We start from the raw sequence: 16731 nt of genomic DNA on the forward strand, positions 1-16731 counted from the left end.
GTGAGCATCGAATCATCTACTGGCGAGAACACCCCTGCTACCGCACCCGCGGCACGAAACTTCATCGTGACGCTCTCCTGTACAGACCAGCCCGGCATCGTGTACGCGGTCTCCGGCGCACTGTTGCAGGCGGGCTGCAACATCACGGAGTCGCAGCAGTTCGAGTCCCCGGAGACGGGGACCTTCTTCATGCGCGTCGCCGTCGCCACCGAGGCGACGCAGGCCGAGGTGTGGGGTTCGCTCGAGCCTGTCGCGCAGGCTTTCGGCATGCAGCTCGACGTGTTCGACGCCGAGCGCCCGGCGCGGACGCTCATCATGTGCTCCAAGGAGGGCCACGCTCTCAACGACCTGCTGTTCCAGCAGCGTGCGGGCATGCTCTCGATCGAGGTGCCGCTGATCGTCTCCAACCACGCGGACCTGCGCCCGATGGCCGAGTTCTACGGGGTGCCGTTCGTCCACCTGCCGGTCACGAAGGACAACAAGGCCGACGCCGAGGCGCGCCTGCTGGAACTCGTGACCGAGCACCAGATCGACGTGGTGGTGCTGGCCCGCTACATGCAGATTCTCTCCAACGACCTGTGCCGCGAGCTGAACGGGCGGGCGATCAACATCCACCACTCGTTCCTGCCGTCCTTCAAGGGCGCCAAGCCGTACCACCAGGCGCACGCGCGCGGCGTGAAGCTGATCGGCGCGACCGCGCACTACGTGACGACCGACCTCGACGAGGGCCCGATCATCGAGCAGGAGGTCATCCGCGTTAACCACGCGCAGACGCCGCAGCAGTTCGTGGCCCTGGGACGCGACGTCGAGGGCCGCACTCTGGCCACGGCCGTCCAGTGGCACGCGCAGCACCGCGTCCTGCTCGACGGCACCCGGACGGTCGTCTTCAACTAGTCAGGCACGAGGGCGCCGCGCGGCCAACATGCTGGCCGGCACCAACACCGCGAACGCGACGAGGCTCACGAAGTAGAGGAGCGTCCCCCACGGGGGATAGCTGCCCGACGTGACAAAGGTGTCGCCGAGCGCCATCCCCGGACCGAAGGACACGAAGAGGTACGACGGCGCCGCGAGCACGAGCAGCGCGAGGTGCAGCACGAGCGTCTGGTGGGCCGAGAAGCGGCGCGCGAGCGCCCCGGCGAGGACCGCGGCAGCCAGCACCGTCCCGATAACGGCCCAGCCGACGACGACCGGCTCGTACAGAGACTCACCCGCCTGCTCGACGGCGGCCCGGATCTCGTCGAGCGAGGCGCCCGGCGCCGCGGCCAGCGGCTCCCACACGAGCAACTGCAGCACGCCGACCTGCGCGTACGCGGCGACAACACAGAACCCGGCCAGACCAGCCCACGCCGCCCGGCGCGAATTTCCAGCTCGTCGTATGGCCAACACTCCCCCGATCTACGCCGCCCTCGTGAGCAGAGTGATGACCTCATAGTGGTTCGATTGCGGGAACATGTCCATCACGCGCGCCTTGACCGGCTTCAGCGAGGGCATGAGCTCGAGGTCCTTCGCCAGCGTCACCGCGTTGCAGCTCGAGTAGAGCACGTGCCGGATCCCCGACGCCTCAAGCCATCCGGCCAGCTCCGCCCCGGTCCCCCGCCTCGGCGGGTTCACGACGACCATCTCCGGCAGTTCCTCCGGCTTCGCACCCAGCGCGAACGCCGTGGCGTCACCGGCCGCGAACTCGACGCCGTCCAGCCCGAGCTCGTCGCGCGTCAGTTCGGCACTCGCGACGGCCTCTGCGCTGAGTTCGATCCCCCTCACGCGGCGCCCCGGGCGGGCGCCGGCGCGGGACGCCCCGTCGTCGTACCCTGCTCTTCCCACGCCCGCGGCGAGATGCAGCGCGAAGCCGCCGACCCCGCAGTACAGGTCCCACACACTGGCGGGCCCCACCTCGTCGACCCACGCCGCGCCCTGCCGGTAGAGCGCCGCGCCGACCTCGGTGTTGGTCTGGAAGAAGCTGCGCGGCAGCAGGTGCAGGCCGATGCCGTTGACCTCCATCGTCAGCGACGTCTGCGCGGTCAGCGGGATCTCGGTCTCGCCCTCGAGCACCGCCTTGTGCGCGGGTTGCAGGTTCGCGCTCGCCACGCGCAGGGCCGGCAGGCGTTCGATGAGCCCGGGCAGATGCTCGCGCAGGACGGGGACGAGGGCCTCGCTGCGCAGCACGAACCGCACCATGAGCTCGCCCGACGGCGCCTCGGTCACCAACAGGTACTTCAACTCGCCCGTGCGGGTCGGCACGTCGTACGGGGTCAGGCGGGCCGCGCGGATCAGGTTCGAGAGCACGCGCAGCGCCTCGGCGATCCCGGGGGTGATGAGGCCGCAGCGCCGCAGGTCGATGCCGTGGCCGTCGGCGTCGAGGATGCCAATGCGCGGGTGGCGCGTGGTGCCCGAGACGACCATCTTGGCCTTGTTTCGGAAGCCGGATTCGGCGCCGGCGAACGGCTCGAGCCACTCGATGTCCGGGTGCGCCGCGAGCAGGTGGCGGCACTGCGCCTCCTTGCCGGCGACCTGTTCCGCGTGGTCCTGACCCATCAGGGAGCAGGAGCGGCAGCGGCCGGCGTCGTAGTAGTCGCATTGCATGCGGGCAATTCTAGTTCCGCGCGCGGAACCTGCACGACGGCGGCAGTAGTCTGAGTGCCATGGCACACCTGATCGAAATCAATGGCAAGAGCCCCGTCGTCCACGCGGGAGCGTTCGTCGCTCCGACCGCCGTGCTCAGCGGTGACGTGGTCCTCGCGGACGGGGCCAGCGCCTTCTACGGGGTCTCCGTGCGCGGCGACTCGGACGCGATCCGCATCGGGGCGGGGACGAACCTGCAGGACAACGTGGTGGTGCACGCCGACCGCGGCGTGCCCTGCACGGTGGGCGAAGGAGTCTCCGTGGGCCACGCCGCCGTGATCCACGGCTGCACGATCGGCAACGGCTGCCTGATCGGCATGAGCGCGACCGTCATGAACGGGGCCGTCATCGGTGAACAGTCGCTCGTGGCCGCAGGAGCGCTGGTGCTGGAGGGCACGCAGGTCCCGCCCCGCTCGCTCGTCGCCGGCGTGCCGGCCAAGGTGCGGCGGGAGCTGACCGACGAGGAGGTCGCCGGTCTGGGCACCAACGCCGCGACCTATCTGGAACTGGCCGCTGCCCACCGCTCCGCGACGCAGCAGTAGCGCGGCATCCTGCGGCGCCGAACTAATCCTAAAGAAGTCTTGCTAAAGACTTCTTTAGGTAGGTAGAGTGGCGCCATGGAACCAGACGACTACACCCCGAAACCCGGCGAGAAGGTCAGCACCGACCCCACCCAGATCCGCGCGCTCGCACACCCGACGCGACTGGCACTACTGGATTTCCTGGGCACCGTCACGCAGGCCACCGCCACCGAATGCGCCGAGGCGACCGGAGAGTCCGTCGCCAGCTGCTCGTTCCACCTGCGCTCCCTGGCGCAGCACGGATTCATCGAGCCCGGCGAGCGCTCCGGCCGCGAGAAGCCCTGGAAGAAGGTGTACGGCTCCTTCACCCAGGCCATCGATCCGGACGAACCCGGCGGAGCGGACGCCGTCGCCGCCATGGGAGCTCTGTCGATTCGCCGCGAGGCCGAGCGGCTGCAGGACTTCATGGCCCAGCTGCCGTCCTTCACGACCGAGGACGGCAATCGCAACGTCGTGACGACGTCGTCCTTCTACGCGACCGATGAGGAGATGGCCGACGTGCGCGAGGTCCTCCTCGGCCTCGCCGAGCGCTTCGCCGGCCGCGGCCAGGAGCCCGGCTCCCGTCCGGAGGGGTCGCGCCGGGTCCACCTGTTCGGCGCCCTCACCCTCGACGTCGCCGACGCCCGCCGCAAGGAACGCTCATGAACGAGCCGACTACTCCCGCGCCCACCGCGGAGGAAACGACGACGGACGCGCCGCCGTCGTCCAGACCCGCCCACGGCGGAAACCGCGAGCTGCTCGCCCACCCCGGATACCGCCGGCTGCTCGCAGCCTGGACGGTCAGCAACCTCGGCGACTCCGCCCTGTACATCACGGCGGCGATCTGGATGAAGGTCATGACCGGCTCGGACGCGCTCGCCGCGAGCGTCTTCCTCGTCATGGGCGTGCCGGCGATCCTCTCGCCGTGGATCGGACTGCTGGCGGACCGCGTGCCGCGGCGCGGGCTCATGATCGCGAACAACACGCTCACCGCGGCGGTGGTGCTCGCGCTGCTGTTCGTCGAGCCGAGCGGCTGGCTCTGGATCGTCTACGTCGTCATGGCGCTATACGCGACGTGCGGGTTCGTGAACGCCAGCGCGCAGTCGGGCCTGCTCAAGTCCCTGATGCCGACGCACCTGCTGGCTCCGGCCAACGGGATGTTCGCGAGCGTCGACCACGGCCTGCGGATCGTCGCCCCGCTCGCCGGCGCCGCGGTCTTCGGGCTGTGGGGCATGGCCCCGGTGGTCTACGCGACCGCGATTTTCTTCCTCCTCGGCGCGCTGCTGCTGCTGCGCGTCTCCCCCAGGCCGGTGGTGCGCGAGCACGAGGGCGATTCGCTCATGCGCCAGACGCTGGCCGGGTTCGGGGCGATCACCTCCCGCCCCGCCGTCCGCATCGCGACCGTCATCATGGGGCTGGCCTGCGTGGGTGGAGGGATGACGAATTCGACGACGTTCGCCGTTGTCGACCGCGGCCTGGGCCTGCCGCCGGAGGCGCTGAGCGTCGCCGTCGCGTTGCAGGGCGCCTTCTCGATCATCGCGGGGCTGAACGCCTCGAAGATCCTCAACCGGTTCGGGTTCGCCCGCACCCTCGGCTTCGGCGCGTTCGCGTTCGGCCTCGGCTACGCCGCGCAGACAACGGGCGTCCTCTGGCTGACGATCCTGGGCATCCTCCCCTTCGCCTTCGGCATCACCGTGGTCATCATCGCCGCGGCGACGATCCGACAACTCCAGCTTCCCGACCACCTGCAGGGGCGCGGCGCGGCAGCCGCGAATGTCTTCGCCAACGGCACGCAGACCCTCGCCGCCGGTTGCGCGGCGGCGGTCATCGACGTCGTCGACTTCCGCTACATCATCGCCGTCGGCGCACTCTTCGCGATGGCCGGGCTCGTGCCCGCGCTGCGTCGCCGCAAGGTGATCGACGTGTGAAGGGCGCACCGCCAACGACAGGTCGCCCGCGACCTGACTCCCACGGCTTCGGCGCACCGAGATCCACGTAGGCATCCCGCGGGCGCCAGATGCCCACCCTCGAGGATTCCCACATCGGCCTCGGCGCCGGCTATACGGCGATTCTCGTTGACCCGCGTTGCTATATAGACAGCCGTACTAGTTAGAGCTACTATCTAGTCATGTCCGACACCGAACAACGCTGGCCGAGTGAGTGGATGCGCGGCGTGCTAGGCACGTGTGTCCTCCGCACCTTAGATGACGGCCCCATCTACGGGTACGCAATCGCCCAGCGTCTGGCCGAGTCCGGGCTGGGTGTTGTGAAAGGTGGCACCCTGTACCCCTTGCTCACGCGGCTAGAAGAAGCCGGCTGGGTGACCGCCGAGTGGCGTGCCGGTGAGGCCGGGCCCGGCCGAAAGTACTACGTCCTGACCGACGACGGTCGCTCCGAGCTCAAATCCAGCGAGCAACGCTGGGCGGAATTCGCGGATCTCACTCGCCACTTCATCGCCACCGGCAGAGGCCGCACCGACACCACGGAAGAGGAATGACGATGGGACTCCCCAGAGTGAACAAACTGCACACCCGGCCGACGTCGCTCGAGGAACAGTTCGCGCCCCACGTCGAGACGAAGTGGGCCGGTGACATGATCTTGGAACTGCGTCTACGCGGCGTCGACGGTACCCGCATCGGAGATGCCCTCGCTGAGGTCAACTCACATTGTGCGGAGAGCGGCGAGCGGCCGGAAGACACGTTCGGTGATCCCGTCACCTACGCCCGCAGCTTGAAGCTTCCCTCCGTCGAGGACACTGCCATCGTCATGGTGCGCGTCGTCGCGCCCGTCCTCGTTCAGATCCTGGGCATGCTTCTGCTGCTCTGGAGCTTCACCGACTGGCGCCGCGGCAGCCTCTTCAATCTCACATCCGGCGAGGCTCTCATCGCTGCGACCCTGACCGTGGAGGTCATCGCGGTAGCTCTACTGGCCCAGCCCGTGCTGCGGTTCCTCGTTCGGCACCCTGTCCTGACGTTTGGCGCCTTGGTGCTGAACATGGGGCTCTTCGTATTCGCCGCGGCGATCTGGGACAACGTCGTCGCGGAGTTCCCGCCGATGTGGGCTCTGACGCTGGGGGCGGCGGCAATGCTCGGCGGATTGATGTGGGGCTTCTTCGGGCGCACCGGCCTAAACTCCCCGGATGATCCGATCGAGTCGCCGCTGTCTGGCCCGTTGCCGAACGCTGCCGCCGGAGACACCAAGCGCCGACTCCGCCGGAGCCCGTGGGAAACTTTCTTGCCACTGATGATCCCCATCGCCACTGCGCTGCAGCTGGCCATGGGCTGGTTGTTGATCCGGTAGCAGCGGCGCTGCGGCAGCCACGTTCGAGCCCGAGGTCCTCGGGGCGACTCCACTCTCGACGGCGTACAAGACGAAAAGCATGCGACGCGGCTCCAGGAACCGTCGTCGCACGCCTTTCGTCTGCGTCGGGAATACTAGCGGCGGCGCCAGAAGGCCGCCACGAGCGCACCAGAGACGTTGTGCCAGACGGAGAAGATCGCGCCCGGCAGCGCGGCCTCCGGGGCGAAGTACTGGCCGGCCAGGCCTGCGGCGAGGCCCGAGTTCTGCATGCCGACCTCGACAGCCATCGTCCGCCGCGAGGCGACGGGCAGGCCGAAGAGGCGTCCGACGGCGTAGCCCAGGCTCAGCCCGGCCGCGTTGTGCAGCACGACAGCCAGCAGGATCAGCAGGCCGGCCGCGAAGATCGCGTCCGCGCTGCGGGCCACCACGACGACGACCACGAACGTGATCGCCGCGACCGAGACCCACGGCAGCGCGGGCAGCGCGGCCTCGACCAGGCGCGGGAAGAGCGTGCGCAGCAGCAGCCCGCCGAGCACGGGGATGAGCACGATCTGGACGATCGAGAAGGCCATGGACCCGGCCTCGACCGGCAGATACTGCCCCGCCAGCCAGAGCGTGAGCAACGGGGTCAGTAGCGGCGCCAGCAGAGTGGAGACGCTCGTCATCGCCACCGACAGCGCCACGTTGCCGCGTCCGAGGTACGCGACGACGTTCGACGCCGTGCCGCCCGGGGCGCAGCCGACGAGGATCACGCCGGCCGCAAGCGCCGGGTCCAGGTTCAGCGCCACGGCGATCGCCCAGCCGATGAGGGGCATGAGGCCGTACTGCGCGAGCACACCGAGCGCGACGGGCAGCGGGTGGCGGAAGACCACTGCGAAGTCCGGGAAGGACAGAGTCAGCCCCATGCCGAACATGATGACCATGAGCAGGGGGTTGATCAAGAACGCGAGGTCGACGAACGGCGTCGGCACGGCCAGAGCGAGCGCGCCGCCGCCGATGATGAGCAGCGGGAAGAGGGTCACGGCGATTCGGGCGCCGCGATCCTGTCGTGAGGTGCTCTCCGCGGACACGGGAGAGCTCGATTGTTCGTTGGGCATGGGCTCAACTCTGGCACCGGCGGTGCTCCGGCAGGAACACGACCACGCTTTTGTGACGGCCTCGATCACTCCCTGAGGCATGGATCGGGCCGTTCGGGCGTTGAACTACCCTTGAAGGGGCCTTTCGCGCCCACTCGCATCACGTGAAGGAAACCAGGTCTCATGCAGAAGTCCCGCAGGCGCGCTGCCGCGTCCGCCGCCGTCGTCCTCGCCTCGGCTCTCGCCCTCTCCGCCTGCTCGGCAGGGGCACCGGAACCCGCACCCCTCGAGCCCGTCGCCGGCGGCACGCTCGTCTACGCGTCGGGCGACGCGGAGCCGGACTGCCTCGACCCGCACGTCGGCGGCAACTACCCGCAGGCCCTGCTGGCCTCGCAGTTCCTCGAGACGCTCTACACGAAGGACCAGGACGGCGAGGTCGTGCCCTGGCTCGCGTCAGGGGCGGACGTGTCCGACGACGGCACCACCATCACGCTGCACCTGCGCGACGGCATCGAGTTCACGGACGGCGCGCCTTTCGACGCCGAGGCCGTCAAGGCCAACATCGAGCACGTCCTCGACCCGGCGACCACGTCGTCGACGGGCTATCTCGCGATGCAGAAGGTCGCGTCCATGGAGGTCGTCGACGCGGCCACCCTGCGCCTGGACCTCTCGGCACCGGACGCCGCGCTCTTCGAGTCCTTCACCCAGCCCTGGAACGCGATGATGTCGCCGGCTGGCCTGGAGCGCAGCCAGGAGGAGAACTGCGCCGCCCCGATCGGCACCGGGCCCTTCGTCGTCGAGGACTGGCAGCGCCAGGACGCTGTGACGCTGGTCCGCAACGAGAACTACACCGTCCCGAATCCCGCGGCCACCGCCGATCCGGAGCATACCGGTGCCGCCTACCTCGAGGGCATCGAGTGGCGATTCGTGCCCGAGTCCGCGACGCGCTACTCGGCGCTGCAGGGCGGGACCGTCGACATGATCGACAACGCCCAGCCCGATACCATCGCCTCCGCTGCGGAGTCCGCCGACATCGAGCACCTCGACGCTCCCCGTCCGGGAGCCTCCAACCGGATCGAGCTGAACTCCTCAAAAGCCCCCTTCGACGACGCCCGGGTCCGCGAGGCCTTCGTCCGCGCCGTCGATGTCGACTCCGCCGACGACTCCCTGTTCTTCGGCAGCGCCGAACGCTCCTACTCCCCGCTGTCCTCGGTCGAGCCCATGGGCTACGCCGACGAGTCGCTGTTCGCCCGTGATCCCGAGGAGGCCGCTCGCCTGCTGGACGAGGCCGGATGGAGAGAGACCGACGACGCCGGCTACCGGGTCAAGGACGGCGAGCGCCTGAGCGTGCACCTGCCCGTCTCGACCAACCAGTCGGTGCCCGCCGAGCAGTCCTTGTTCGAGCAGCTGCAGGCCACCGCCAAGGAGTCCGGCATCGAGGTCACCACCGAGCTGCTGGATCTGGGCAGCTGGTACGGCGCGCTCGGCGAACACGACTACGACCTGGTTTCCGCCCCGTACACGAAGGTCGGTCCGGACGTGCTGCGGATCCTCTTCCACTCGGATTCGACCGTGCCGGCCCCGTCCGGCTACTTCGCCAACCACGCGATGGTCCGTGAGGCGGCGATCGACGCCGCCCTCGAGGAGGCCGCCAGTGCCGACGACCCCGAGGTGCGAGCCGCGCTCTACGCGGAGGTCCAGGCGAAGGTGCTCGAGGGGTACTACATCCTGCCGCTCTACGACCAGCAGAACCACTTCCTCTACCGCGCCGGCCTGCACGGGGTCGGCGAGACAACGGCCGTCGCCACCCCGGTCTTCCACAACGCCTGGCTGGCCGACTGACCCGCCGGCGGGTCCTTCGCCGGGCCCGCCGAGACGACCCATGAGATATCTGCGCTGGCTGCTCACTCGCCTGGCCGGAGGGCTGTTCGTCCTCTGGGCCGTCGCCACGCTCGTTTTCATCGGCATCCGGCTGGTGCCCGGGGACCCGGTCGAGGCGATCGTCGGGGGCCCCGGGTCGCAGGCCGGCCCCGAGGCGTTCGCCCTCGCGCGCGCCGAATACGGTCTCGACCAGCCGCTGCCCGTGCAGTACGGGACGATGCTCGCGAATCTGGCGAGCGGCGACCTCGGCACGAGCTATTCGCTCAAGGCACCCGTCGCCGAGGTCGTCGCCGAGCAGCTGCCGGGCACGCTCACCCTCGCGTTTCTCGCCTGGGCTCTTGCCTGGGTGCTCGCCGTGGCGGCCGCCCTCTTCACCGCCCTCGCGGCGGGTCCGCGCTTGGCCCACCTCGCTGACGCGCTCGGCTCCGGACTGGAGATCCTCGCCGCGGCGGTACCGCACTTCTGGCTCGGCAGCATCCTGGTCCTCGTCTTCGCGACGGGGCTCGGCTGGCTGCCGCCGGTCGCCACCGACTCGGCCGCCGGGCTCGTGCTGCCCGTCGCGACGCTCGCCCTCCCGCTCGCAGGCTTCCTCGGCCAGGTCATGCGCGAATCCCTCGCGACCGCGCTGGCCAGCCCCTTCGCCCTCGCCGCCCGGGCCCGCGGCGAGTCCGAGGCTGACGTCCTCCTGCGCCACGGACTGCGGCACGCGGCCCTGCCCGGTATCTCGCTCTCCGGCTGGGCGCTGGGATCGCTGATCTCGGGCGCCGTCGTCGTCGAGGCCCTGTTCGCCCGCGGCGGCCTCGGCCGCACCCTGCTCTCCGCCGTCACGGTGCGCGACATCCCGCTCGTCACGGGCGTGGTCCTCGTCTCGGCGTTGACCTACGTCGTGGTCATGGCCGCGGCCGACGTCGTCGAGCGCCTCGTCGACCCGCGCCCGGGATCCGCCCGCACGACGGCGTTGCGCGCCTCCACCCCCCAGCCAGCCCCCGCGGGTGGTCGCCCGTGAGCGCGCCGTCCTCGCCCGTGGTGCGCGCCGGCGCCGTCGGGCTCGCCCGGGCGTCCGCGGCGGCAGGCGCCCTGCCCGCGCTGGTAGCGGCCGCCGTCGTCGTGCTGCTCGCCGCCGCAGTGGCGGTGCCGGGCTGGTTGGCCCCGTTGGACCCGCTCGGCATCGACCCGGCCTCCGCGTTCAGCGCGCCCGGGCCGGGTCACGTGTTCGGCACGGACGAGTCGGGCCGGGACGTCTACACGCGGATCGTGCACGGGGCGCGCGACTCGCTGACGATCGGCGTCGCCGCGACCGGGGTCGGGCTGGGGCTCGCGCTGCTGCTCGGGGTGCCCGCCGGGCTCACCGCGGGCCGGCGCGGGCGCCGCGTGCATCCGGCGTGGATCGACGCGTCGATCTCCCGCGTGCTCGAGGTGCTCTTCGCGCTGCCGGGGCTGCTGCTCGCGCTGGTATTCATCGCGTTCGCCGGCCCGGGCGTGACGACGACGGTCGTGGCGGTCGGCCTGTCGACGGCGCCCGGGTACGCGCGCATCATCCGCGCCCAGGTCGTGCGGCTGCGCGATGCGGAGATGGTGCAGGCCGCGCGCGTGCTCGGACGCTCGCGCACAAGGATTCTGCTGCGGCACCTGCTCCCGAACGCGCTCGGTCCCGTAGCCGTGCTGGCGACTCTGGGGGTCGGGCAGGCGGTCGTGTGGGCGTCGGCGCTGAGCTTCCTCGGGCTCGGCACCCCACCGCCTGCGCCCGAGTGGGGTGCCATGCTCTCGGCCGGGCGCACCTACCTGACAGTCGCCTGGTGGATGACGGTCTTCCCTGGGCTCGCGATCGTGCTGGTCGCCGCGTCCGCGACCGTTCTGGGACGCTGGTTGCAGCGGCGCGCGGAAGGGATCGCCGCGTGAGCGCCGCCGAGCCGCTTGTCGACGTGCGCGGGCTGAGCGTCACCTTCGGCGGCGACGACGTCGTCTCCGGCCTCGACCTGCGCATCGACCCCGGAGAGTCCGTCGCGCTCGTCGGGGAGTCCGGGTCCGGCAAGTCGGTGACCGCCCGCGCGCTGGTCGGCCTGGCCGACGGCGGCCGCGGCTCCCGGGTGCGCGTCAGCGCTGAGGAGTTCCGCATCGCCGGGCACGATCTGCGCGGCCGCGACGGCCGCGTGTCCACCGATGCGGTCCGTTGGCGGAGGCTGCGCGGCGGCGAGCTCGGGCTCGTTCTGCAGGACGCGCTGACCTCGCTCGACCCGCTGCGCCCCGTCGCCCGCGAAATCGGTGACGCCCTGCGCCTGCACACACGCCTCTCCCCCACGGCGCGGGCGGAGCGCGTGCGCGAGCTGCTCGCCGCCGTCGGGCTCGCCGACGACGGACCCGACGGCGCGGACGTCGGAGCGCTGCGGCCAGGTGAGCTCTCCGGCGGGATGCGCCAGCGCGCGCTCATCGCCGCGGCGCTCTCGGGCGCGCCGCGCCTGCTGATCGCCGACGAGCCGACCACGGCTCTGGACGCGACCGTCGCGGCCCGCGTGCTGGACCTGCTCACGGATCTGCGGGCAGGTGATCCGCCGGCATCGGCCGGCATGGGCCAGTTGCTGATCAGCCACGACCTCGCCGTCGTCTCCCATGTCGCCGATCGGGTGCTCGTGATGCGCGCCGGGAAGGTCGTCGAGTCCGGGCCGACCGCCCAGGTCCTCGCCGCTCCACGGCACGAGTACACGCGCATGCTGCTCGCGGCCGTGCCCGCCGGAAAGCCCCGCGGCACGCGGCTGGGCCCAGTTTCCGCGGCGGACGGCGACGCTGGCCCCGGCACGGCGGCGCGCGCCGAGCCCCCGACCCCGGACCCGCGCGCGGGCGCTGCGGCACCTCCCGGCACCGCCCGGACTGCCGCCCCGGAGATTCCCGCGCTGGAGGCCACGGGGCTCGTCAAGAGCTTCACGACGCGCGATGCGGCGGGCCGGGCGCGCGCGTTCCGGGCCGTGGACGACGTCTCGTTCTCGCTCGCCGCCGGGACCACTCTCGGGATCGTCGGCGAGTCCGGATCGGGCAAGACGACGACGGCGCGCATGGCGCTCGGGCTGCTCGCCCCAGACGCGGGAGGTGTCGACCTCTTCGGGACGCCGTTTGCCGGAGACCGGGGCGACGGACGCGACGTGGCCGAGTCGGTCCGCCGGCCGCACCGCCCGCAGCTCGGGGCGGTCTACCAGGACCCGCTCTCCTCCTTCGACCCGCGCATGTCCGTCGGCGCGCTGCTCGCCGACGCCGTCTCCGGCGGCCGGACGCGCCGGGCGGGCGCCCACCGGCGTCGGATCGGGGAACTGCTCGACATGGTGGGCTTGGAGGCCGGTACTGCGGCCCGGCACCCGCGTTCGCTCTCGGGCGGTCAGCGCCAGCGCGTCGCGATCGCGCGGGCCCTGGCGCCGGGACCGCGGGTCATCGTGTGCGACGAGCCCGTCTCCGCGCTCGATGTCTCGGTGCAGGCGCAGATCCTGGATCTGCTCGACGACCTCCAGCGGGACCTCGGCCTGAGCTACCTCTTCATCTCCCACGACCTGGCCGTGATCCGGCACGTCAGCGACCGGCTGCTGGTCATGCGCGGTGGCCGCGTCGTCGAATCCGGCGCGACCGAGCGCGTCTTCTCCGACCCGCAGCACGAGTACACGCGGGAGCTCCTGGCCGCCTCCGCGCCACCGTCCGGGGCTTAAGACGAACCCCAGGTGAGAGGCCGCACCGTGCGACCGTATCGACCCCATGGCCGTGGCCCGGCCGGCTGATTCGGCCGCCAACGCGAGACGCCCCGCCGTCCGCGTGAAGCGGACGGCGGGGCGCCGTCGTCGTGCCGGGCGGGATCCGGTTACAGGACCGGGGTCTTCGCCAGCGCGTCGAGCACGGAGTTCAGCGTGGCGGACGGACGCATGGCCGCAGCAGCCTTGGCGTCGTCCGGGCGGTAGTAGCCGCCGATGTCGACCGGCTGGCCCTGGACCGCGGCGAGCTCACCCACGATGGTCTCCTCGTTGGAGGTCAGGGCCTCGGCGATCGGGGTGAAGACCTTCGCGAGTTCCGCGTCCTCCGTCTGGTTCGCGAGTTCCTGGGCCCAGTACATGGCCAGGTAGAAGTGCGAACCGCGGTTGTCGATGGTGCCCAGCTTGCGGCCCGGCGAGCGGTTCTCGAGCAGGAACGTGGCGGTCGCGGCGTCGAGCGCGGTGGCCAGCACCTTCGCCGACGGGGCATCTCCCTGCTCGGCGTACTTCTCCAGCGACGGGACGAGCGCGAAGAACTCACCGAGCGAGTCCCAGCGCAGGTAGTTCTGCTCGACGAGCTGCTGGACGTGCTTCGGCGCGGAGCCGCCGGCACCCGTCTCGAAGAGGCCGCCACCGGCCATGAGCGGAACGATCGAGAGCATCTTGGCGGACGTGCCGAGCTCGAGGATCGGGAACAGGTCCGTCAGGTAGTCGCGCAGCACGTTGCCCGTGACGGAGATCGTGTCCTCGCCGCGGCGCAGGCGCTCGATCGTGAACTTGGTGGCGTCCACCGGGTTCAGGATGCGGATGTCCAGGCCCTCGGTGTCCTCCTCGGCCAGGATGGCGTTGGCCTTGGCGATGAGCTTGGCGTCGTGCGCGCGGTTCTCGTCGAGCCAGAACACGGCCGGCATGCCGGACTCGCGCGAGCGGCGGACGGCGAGCTGGACCCAGTCGCGGATCGGGGCGTCCTTGGCCTGGCAGGCTCGCCAGATGTCGCCGGCGGCGACCTCGTGCTCGATCAGGACGTCGCCCTTGGAGTCGAGGATCTGGATCGTACCGGGCTCGGCGATCTCGAACGTCTTGTCGTGCGAGCCGTACTCCTCGGCCTTCTGCGCCATGAGTCCGACGTTCGGGACGGTGCCCATCGTCGTCGGGTCGTAGGCGCCGTTCGCGCGGCAGTCCTCGATCACGGCCTGGTAGACGCCCGCGTAGGACGAGTCCGGCAGCACGGCGAGGGTGTCGGCCTCCTCGCCGTCCGGGCCCCACATGTGGCCGGACGTGCGGATCATGGCCGGCATCGAAGCGTCGACGATCACGTCGGACGGCACGTGCAGGTTGGTGATGCCCTTGTCGGAGTCGACCATGGCGAGCGCCGGGCCCTCCTCGAGGCCCTTGGCGATCTCGGCCTTGATGCCCTCGCGCACGTCCTCGGCGACGTCGTCGAGCCCGTTGAGGATCGAGGCCAGGCCGTTGTTCGCGGACAGGCCCGCGGCGGCCAGGTCCTCGCCGTACTTGGCGAACAGCGCCGGGAAGAAAGCCTTGACGATGTGGCCGAAGAGGATTGGGTCGGACACCTTCATCATGGTGGCCTTCAGGTGCGCGGAGAAGAGCACGCCCTCCTCCTTGGCGCGGACGATCTGCGCGGCCAAGAACTCGTCGAGGGCGGCAGCACGCATGACCGTGCCGTCGACGACCTCGCCGGCCTGGACCGGAAGCTTCTTCTTGAGCACCTTGACCGTGCCGTCGGCGAGGACCTGCTGGATCGACAGCACGTCCTCGGCCTCGATGACCACGGACTTCTCGTTGGAGGCGAAGTCGTTCTCACCCATCGTGGCGACGTTGGTCTTGGACTCCGGCGACCACGCGCCCATGCGGTGAGGGTTCTTCCGGGCGTAGTTTTTCACGCTCAGCGGCGCGCGGCGGTCCGAGTTGCCCTCGCGCAGCACCGGGTTCACGGCGGAGCCCTTGATCTTGTCGAAACGGGCCCGGATGTCCGTCTCCTCGTCGGAGGCCGGGGACTCCGGGAAGTCCGGGATCGCGTAGCCGGCGGCCTGCAGCTCGGCGACGGCGGCCTTGAGCTGCGGCACCGAGGCGGAGATGTTCGGCAGCTTGATGATGTTCGCTTCCGGCGTCTTCGCCAGGTCGCCCAGCTCGGCCAGGGCGTCGGGCTGGCGCTGGTCCTCGGCGAGGTAGTCGGAGAATGCTGCGATGATGCGGCCCGAGAGCGAGATGTCCCGAGTCTCCACCTCCACACCTGCGGTCGAGGTGAACGCTTCAACGATCGGCAGGAACGAATAGGTCGCCAGCATCGGCGCTTCGTCGGTGTGGGTGTAGATAATCTTTGCCATTGGCGCGGCATCTCCCTCAGGGTCTGTGGGTGTCATGGTCTGCAGGCCCTTGTCGAACGCTGCATCAAACACCCCCAATTTACCCGAGTGTGCCCCCGATCCCATCTTCAGGTTTCACACCCTTTCCCAGTACGACGACGCCCGCCGGCCCGCAGCCCTCGTCCCCGCCGGGCGCGCGGCGATAGTCTGGATGAGATGAGCCACCCCGTCATCGGGGCTGGCAGACGAGCGAGGAGCGCCACCGTGGATCATGCTGCACTTGCCATCGATGGAGGCCAGAGCGGGATTCGTGCGCGATTGCGCACGCTGGACGGTCCCCCGGTCCCGGGGCGCCCCGTCCTGCAGTTTCCCGGGCTGCTGACCGACCGGCCCATCGCGGCCCAGGTCGCCGACGTCGTCCGGCAGGTCGTCGAGGAGACCGGCGCAACACTCGGCGTCGTCTCGGCCGGGCTGAGCGGCCTCACCGACGGCGGCCGGACGGCCCGCGACCTCCTCGGCGCCACCCGGGGGCTCGGCGTCGCGCAGGTCAACGTCGCGCACGACTCCGTGACGTCGTACGCGGGGGCCCTCGGCGACGCGCCGGGCGCCGTCGTCGCCGCCGGCACCGGCGTCGTCACGCTCGCCGTCGGTGCGCGGGAGACCGCGCGGATCGACGGGTGGGGGCACAGCATGGGCGACGCCGGCAGCGGGTACTGGATCGGCCGCCGCGCCCTGGACGCCGTGATGCGCGCCTACGACGGCCGGGGCCCGGCGACCGGCTTGGCAGAGATCGTGCGGGCCGACCTCGGGGACCTGGAACACGCCTACATCGCCCTGCAGTCCGACCCACACTGGGTGAGTCGAACGGCCGCCTTCGCCGCCGACGTCGCTCGGCTTGCCGACACGGACGAGGTGGCCTCCGCGATCTGCGACGATGCCGCCGCTGAGCTCGCCCGCTCCGTCGAGACGGGGCTGACTCGCGTGGGCCTGGCCGGGTCGAATTCCCCCGCGGTCTGCCTGCTCGGGGGCGTCCTGCACGGCCAATGGGTCCACGCCGGACTCACGGCACGGCTGCGGGAGCGCTGGCCCGGCGTCGACATCCGTGAACCGGCGGCCAACGCGCTCGAGGGGGCCGCCCGGCTCCCGTTCCTGGCCGGGGACAGCCCGCTGCGCGGACTCACCGCCGCGGTCGGCGCCTGATAGACGACGGCGGGCGGCGCCCCGAAGGTCGCCGCCCGCCGTCGCA

The 16731-nt window shown here is 70.8% G+C and carries 15 protein-coding genes; 11 read left to right on the forward strand and 4 right to left on the reverse strand.

All coding sequences use genetic code 11. From position 1 onward, the window contains the following. Window positions 1–894: a formyltetrahydrofolate deformylase gene (gene purU, locus EV380_RS08685; protein WP_242607557.1), complete on the forward strand. Its 894-nt coding sequence runs from the start codon at window positions 1–3 to the stop codon at window positions 892–894. On the opposite strand, the gene EV380_RS08690 is transcribed toward purU, so the two are convergent. Both EV380_RS08690 and rlmC read right to left on the reverse strand, forming a co-directional pair. Continuing rightward, window positions 895–1383, reverse strand: coding sequence for a hypothetical protein (locus EV380_RS08690; RefSeq protein WP_130450726.1), 489 nt, complete (start codon window positions 1381–1383; stop codon window positions 895–897). It abuts the gene before it with no gap. A 12-nt stretch (window positions 1384–1395) separates the two neighbouring features. Further along, on the reverse strand, window positions 1396–2580 hold the full coding sequence (rlmC, locus tag EV380_RS08695) for a 23S rRNA (uracil(747)-C(5))-methyltransferase RlmC (protein ID WP_130450728.1): 1185 nt from the start codon (window positions 2578–2580) through the stop codon (window positions 1396–1398). Between the two features lie 59 nt (window positions 2581–2639). Here rlmC and EV380_RS08700 point away from each other — a divergent pair, with 59 nt between their 5' ends. The 5 genes from EV380_RS08700 (at window position 2640) to EV380_RS08720 (ending at window position 6479) form a co-directional block, all read left to right on the forward strand. Further along, the gene (locus EV380_RS08700; RefSeq protein WP_130450730.1) at window positions 2640–3161 is read left to right on the forward strand and encodes a gamma carbonic anhydrase family protein; all 522 of its coding nucleotides are present in this window, start codon (window positions 2640–2642) and stop codon (window positions 3159–3161) included. A gap of 75 nt (window positions 3162–3236) precedes the next feature. Next, window positions 3237–3845: a winged helix-turn-helix domain-containing protein gene (locus EV380_RS08705; RefSeq protein ID WP_130450732.1), complete on the forward strand. Its 609-nt coding sequence runs from the start codon at window positions 3237–3239 to the stop codon at window positions 3843–3845. Next, on the forward strand, window positions 3842–5107 hold the full coding sequence (locus tag EV380_RS08710) for an MFS transporter (RefSeq protein WP_130450734.1): 1266 nt from the start codon (window positions 3842–3844) through the stop codon (window positions 5105–5107). The genes EV380_RS08705 and EV380_RS08710 overlap by 4 nt, the downstream gene beginning before the upstream one ends. Window positions 5108–5307: 200 nt before the next feature. Next, window positions 5308–5676, forward strand: a complete 369-nt coding sequence (locus tag EV380_RS08715; RefSeq protein WP_102158181.1) for a PadR family transcriptional regulator — start codon at window positions 5308–5310, stop codon at window positions 5674–5676. A gap of 2 nt (window positions 5677–5678) precedes the next feature. Then, a complete protein-coding gene (locus EV380_RS08720) occupies window positions 5679–6479 on the forward strand; it encodes a hypothetical protein (RefSeq protein WP_130450736.1) in 801 nt (266 codons plus the stop codon). 134 nt (window positions 6480–6613) lie between these two features. Here the strand turns inward: EV380_RS08720 and EV380_RS08725 are convergent, their stop codons facing one another. Further along, a complete protein-coding gene (locus EV380_RS08725) occupies window positions 6614–7576 on the reverse strand; it encodes a bile acid:sodium symporter family protein (protein WP_102158183.1) in 963 nt (320 codons plus the stop codon). A 162-nt stretch (window positions 7577–7738) separates the two neighbouring features. On the opposite strand from EV380_RS08725, the gene EV380_RS08730 reads away from it, so the two are divergent. The 4 genes from EV380_RS08730 to EV380_RS08745 are packed head-to-tail and all read left to right on the forward strand — an operon-like array spanning window position 7739 to window position 13122. Further along, complete coding sequence (locus EV380_RS08730; protein ID WP_130450738.1) at window positions 7739–9397, forward strand: ABC transporter substrate-binding protein; 1659 nt, start codon at window positions 7739–7741, stop codon at window positions 9395–9397. A 40-nt stretch (window positions 9398–9437) separates the two neighbouring features. Then, window positions 9438–10442 carry an ABC transporter permease gene (locus tag EV380_RS08735; RefSeq protein ID WP_130450740.1) on the forward strand — a complete coding sequence of 335 codons (1005 nt, stop codon included), beginning with the start codon at window positions 9438–9440 and terminating at the stop codon, window positions 10440–10442. Further along, a complete protein-coding gene (locus EV380_RS08740) occupies window positions 10439–11335 on the forward strand; it encodes an ABC transporter permease (RefSeq protein WP_242607558.1) in 897 nt (298 codons plus the stop codon). The genes EV380_RS08735 and EV380_RS08740 overlap by 4 nt, the downstream gene beginning before the upstream one ends. Then, window positions 11332–13122 carry a dipeptide ABC transporter ATP-binding protein gene (locus EV380_RS08745; protein WP_130450742.1) on the forward strand — a complete coding sequence of 597 codons (1791 nt, stop codon included), beginning with the start codon at window positions 11332–11334 and terminating at the stop codon, window positions 13120–13122. Before EV380_RS08740 ends, EV380_RS08745 begins: the two co-directional genes overlap by 4 nt. Window positions 13123–13271: 149 nt before the next feature. On the opposite strand, the gene EV380_RS08750 is transcribed toward EV380_RS08745, so the two are convergent. Next, window positions 13272–15506: an NADP-dependent isocitrate dehydrogenase gene (locus EV380_RS08750; protein WP_130450744.1), complete on the reverse strand. Its 2235-nt coding sequence runs from the start codon at window positions 15504–15506 to the stop codon at window positions 13272–13274. 243 nt (window positions 15507–15749) lie between these two features. Here EV380_RS08750 and EV380_RS08755 point away from each other — a divergent pair, with 243 nt between their 5' ends. Then, entirely contained in the window at window positions 15750–16685 is a 936-nt protein-coding gene (locus tag EV380_RS08755) for an N-acetylglucosamine kinase (protein ID WP_165391919.1), read from the forward strand. Window positions 16686–16731 lie beyond the last annotated feature (46 nt).

This window comes from Zhihengliuella halotolerans (genome assembly GCF_004217565.1).
In the GTDB taxonomy this organism is placed as follows: Bacteria; Actinomycetota; Actinomycetes; order Actinomycetales; family Micrococcaceae; genus Zhihengliuella; species Zhihengliuella halotolerans.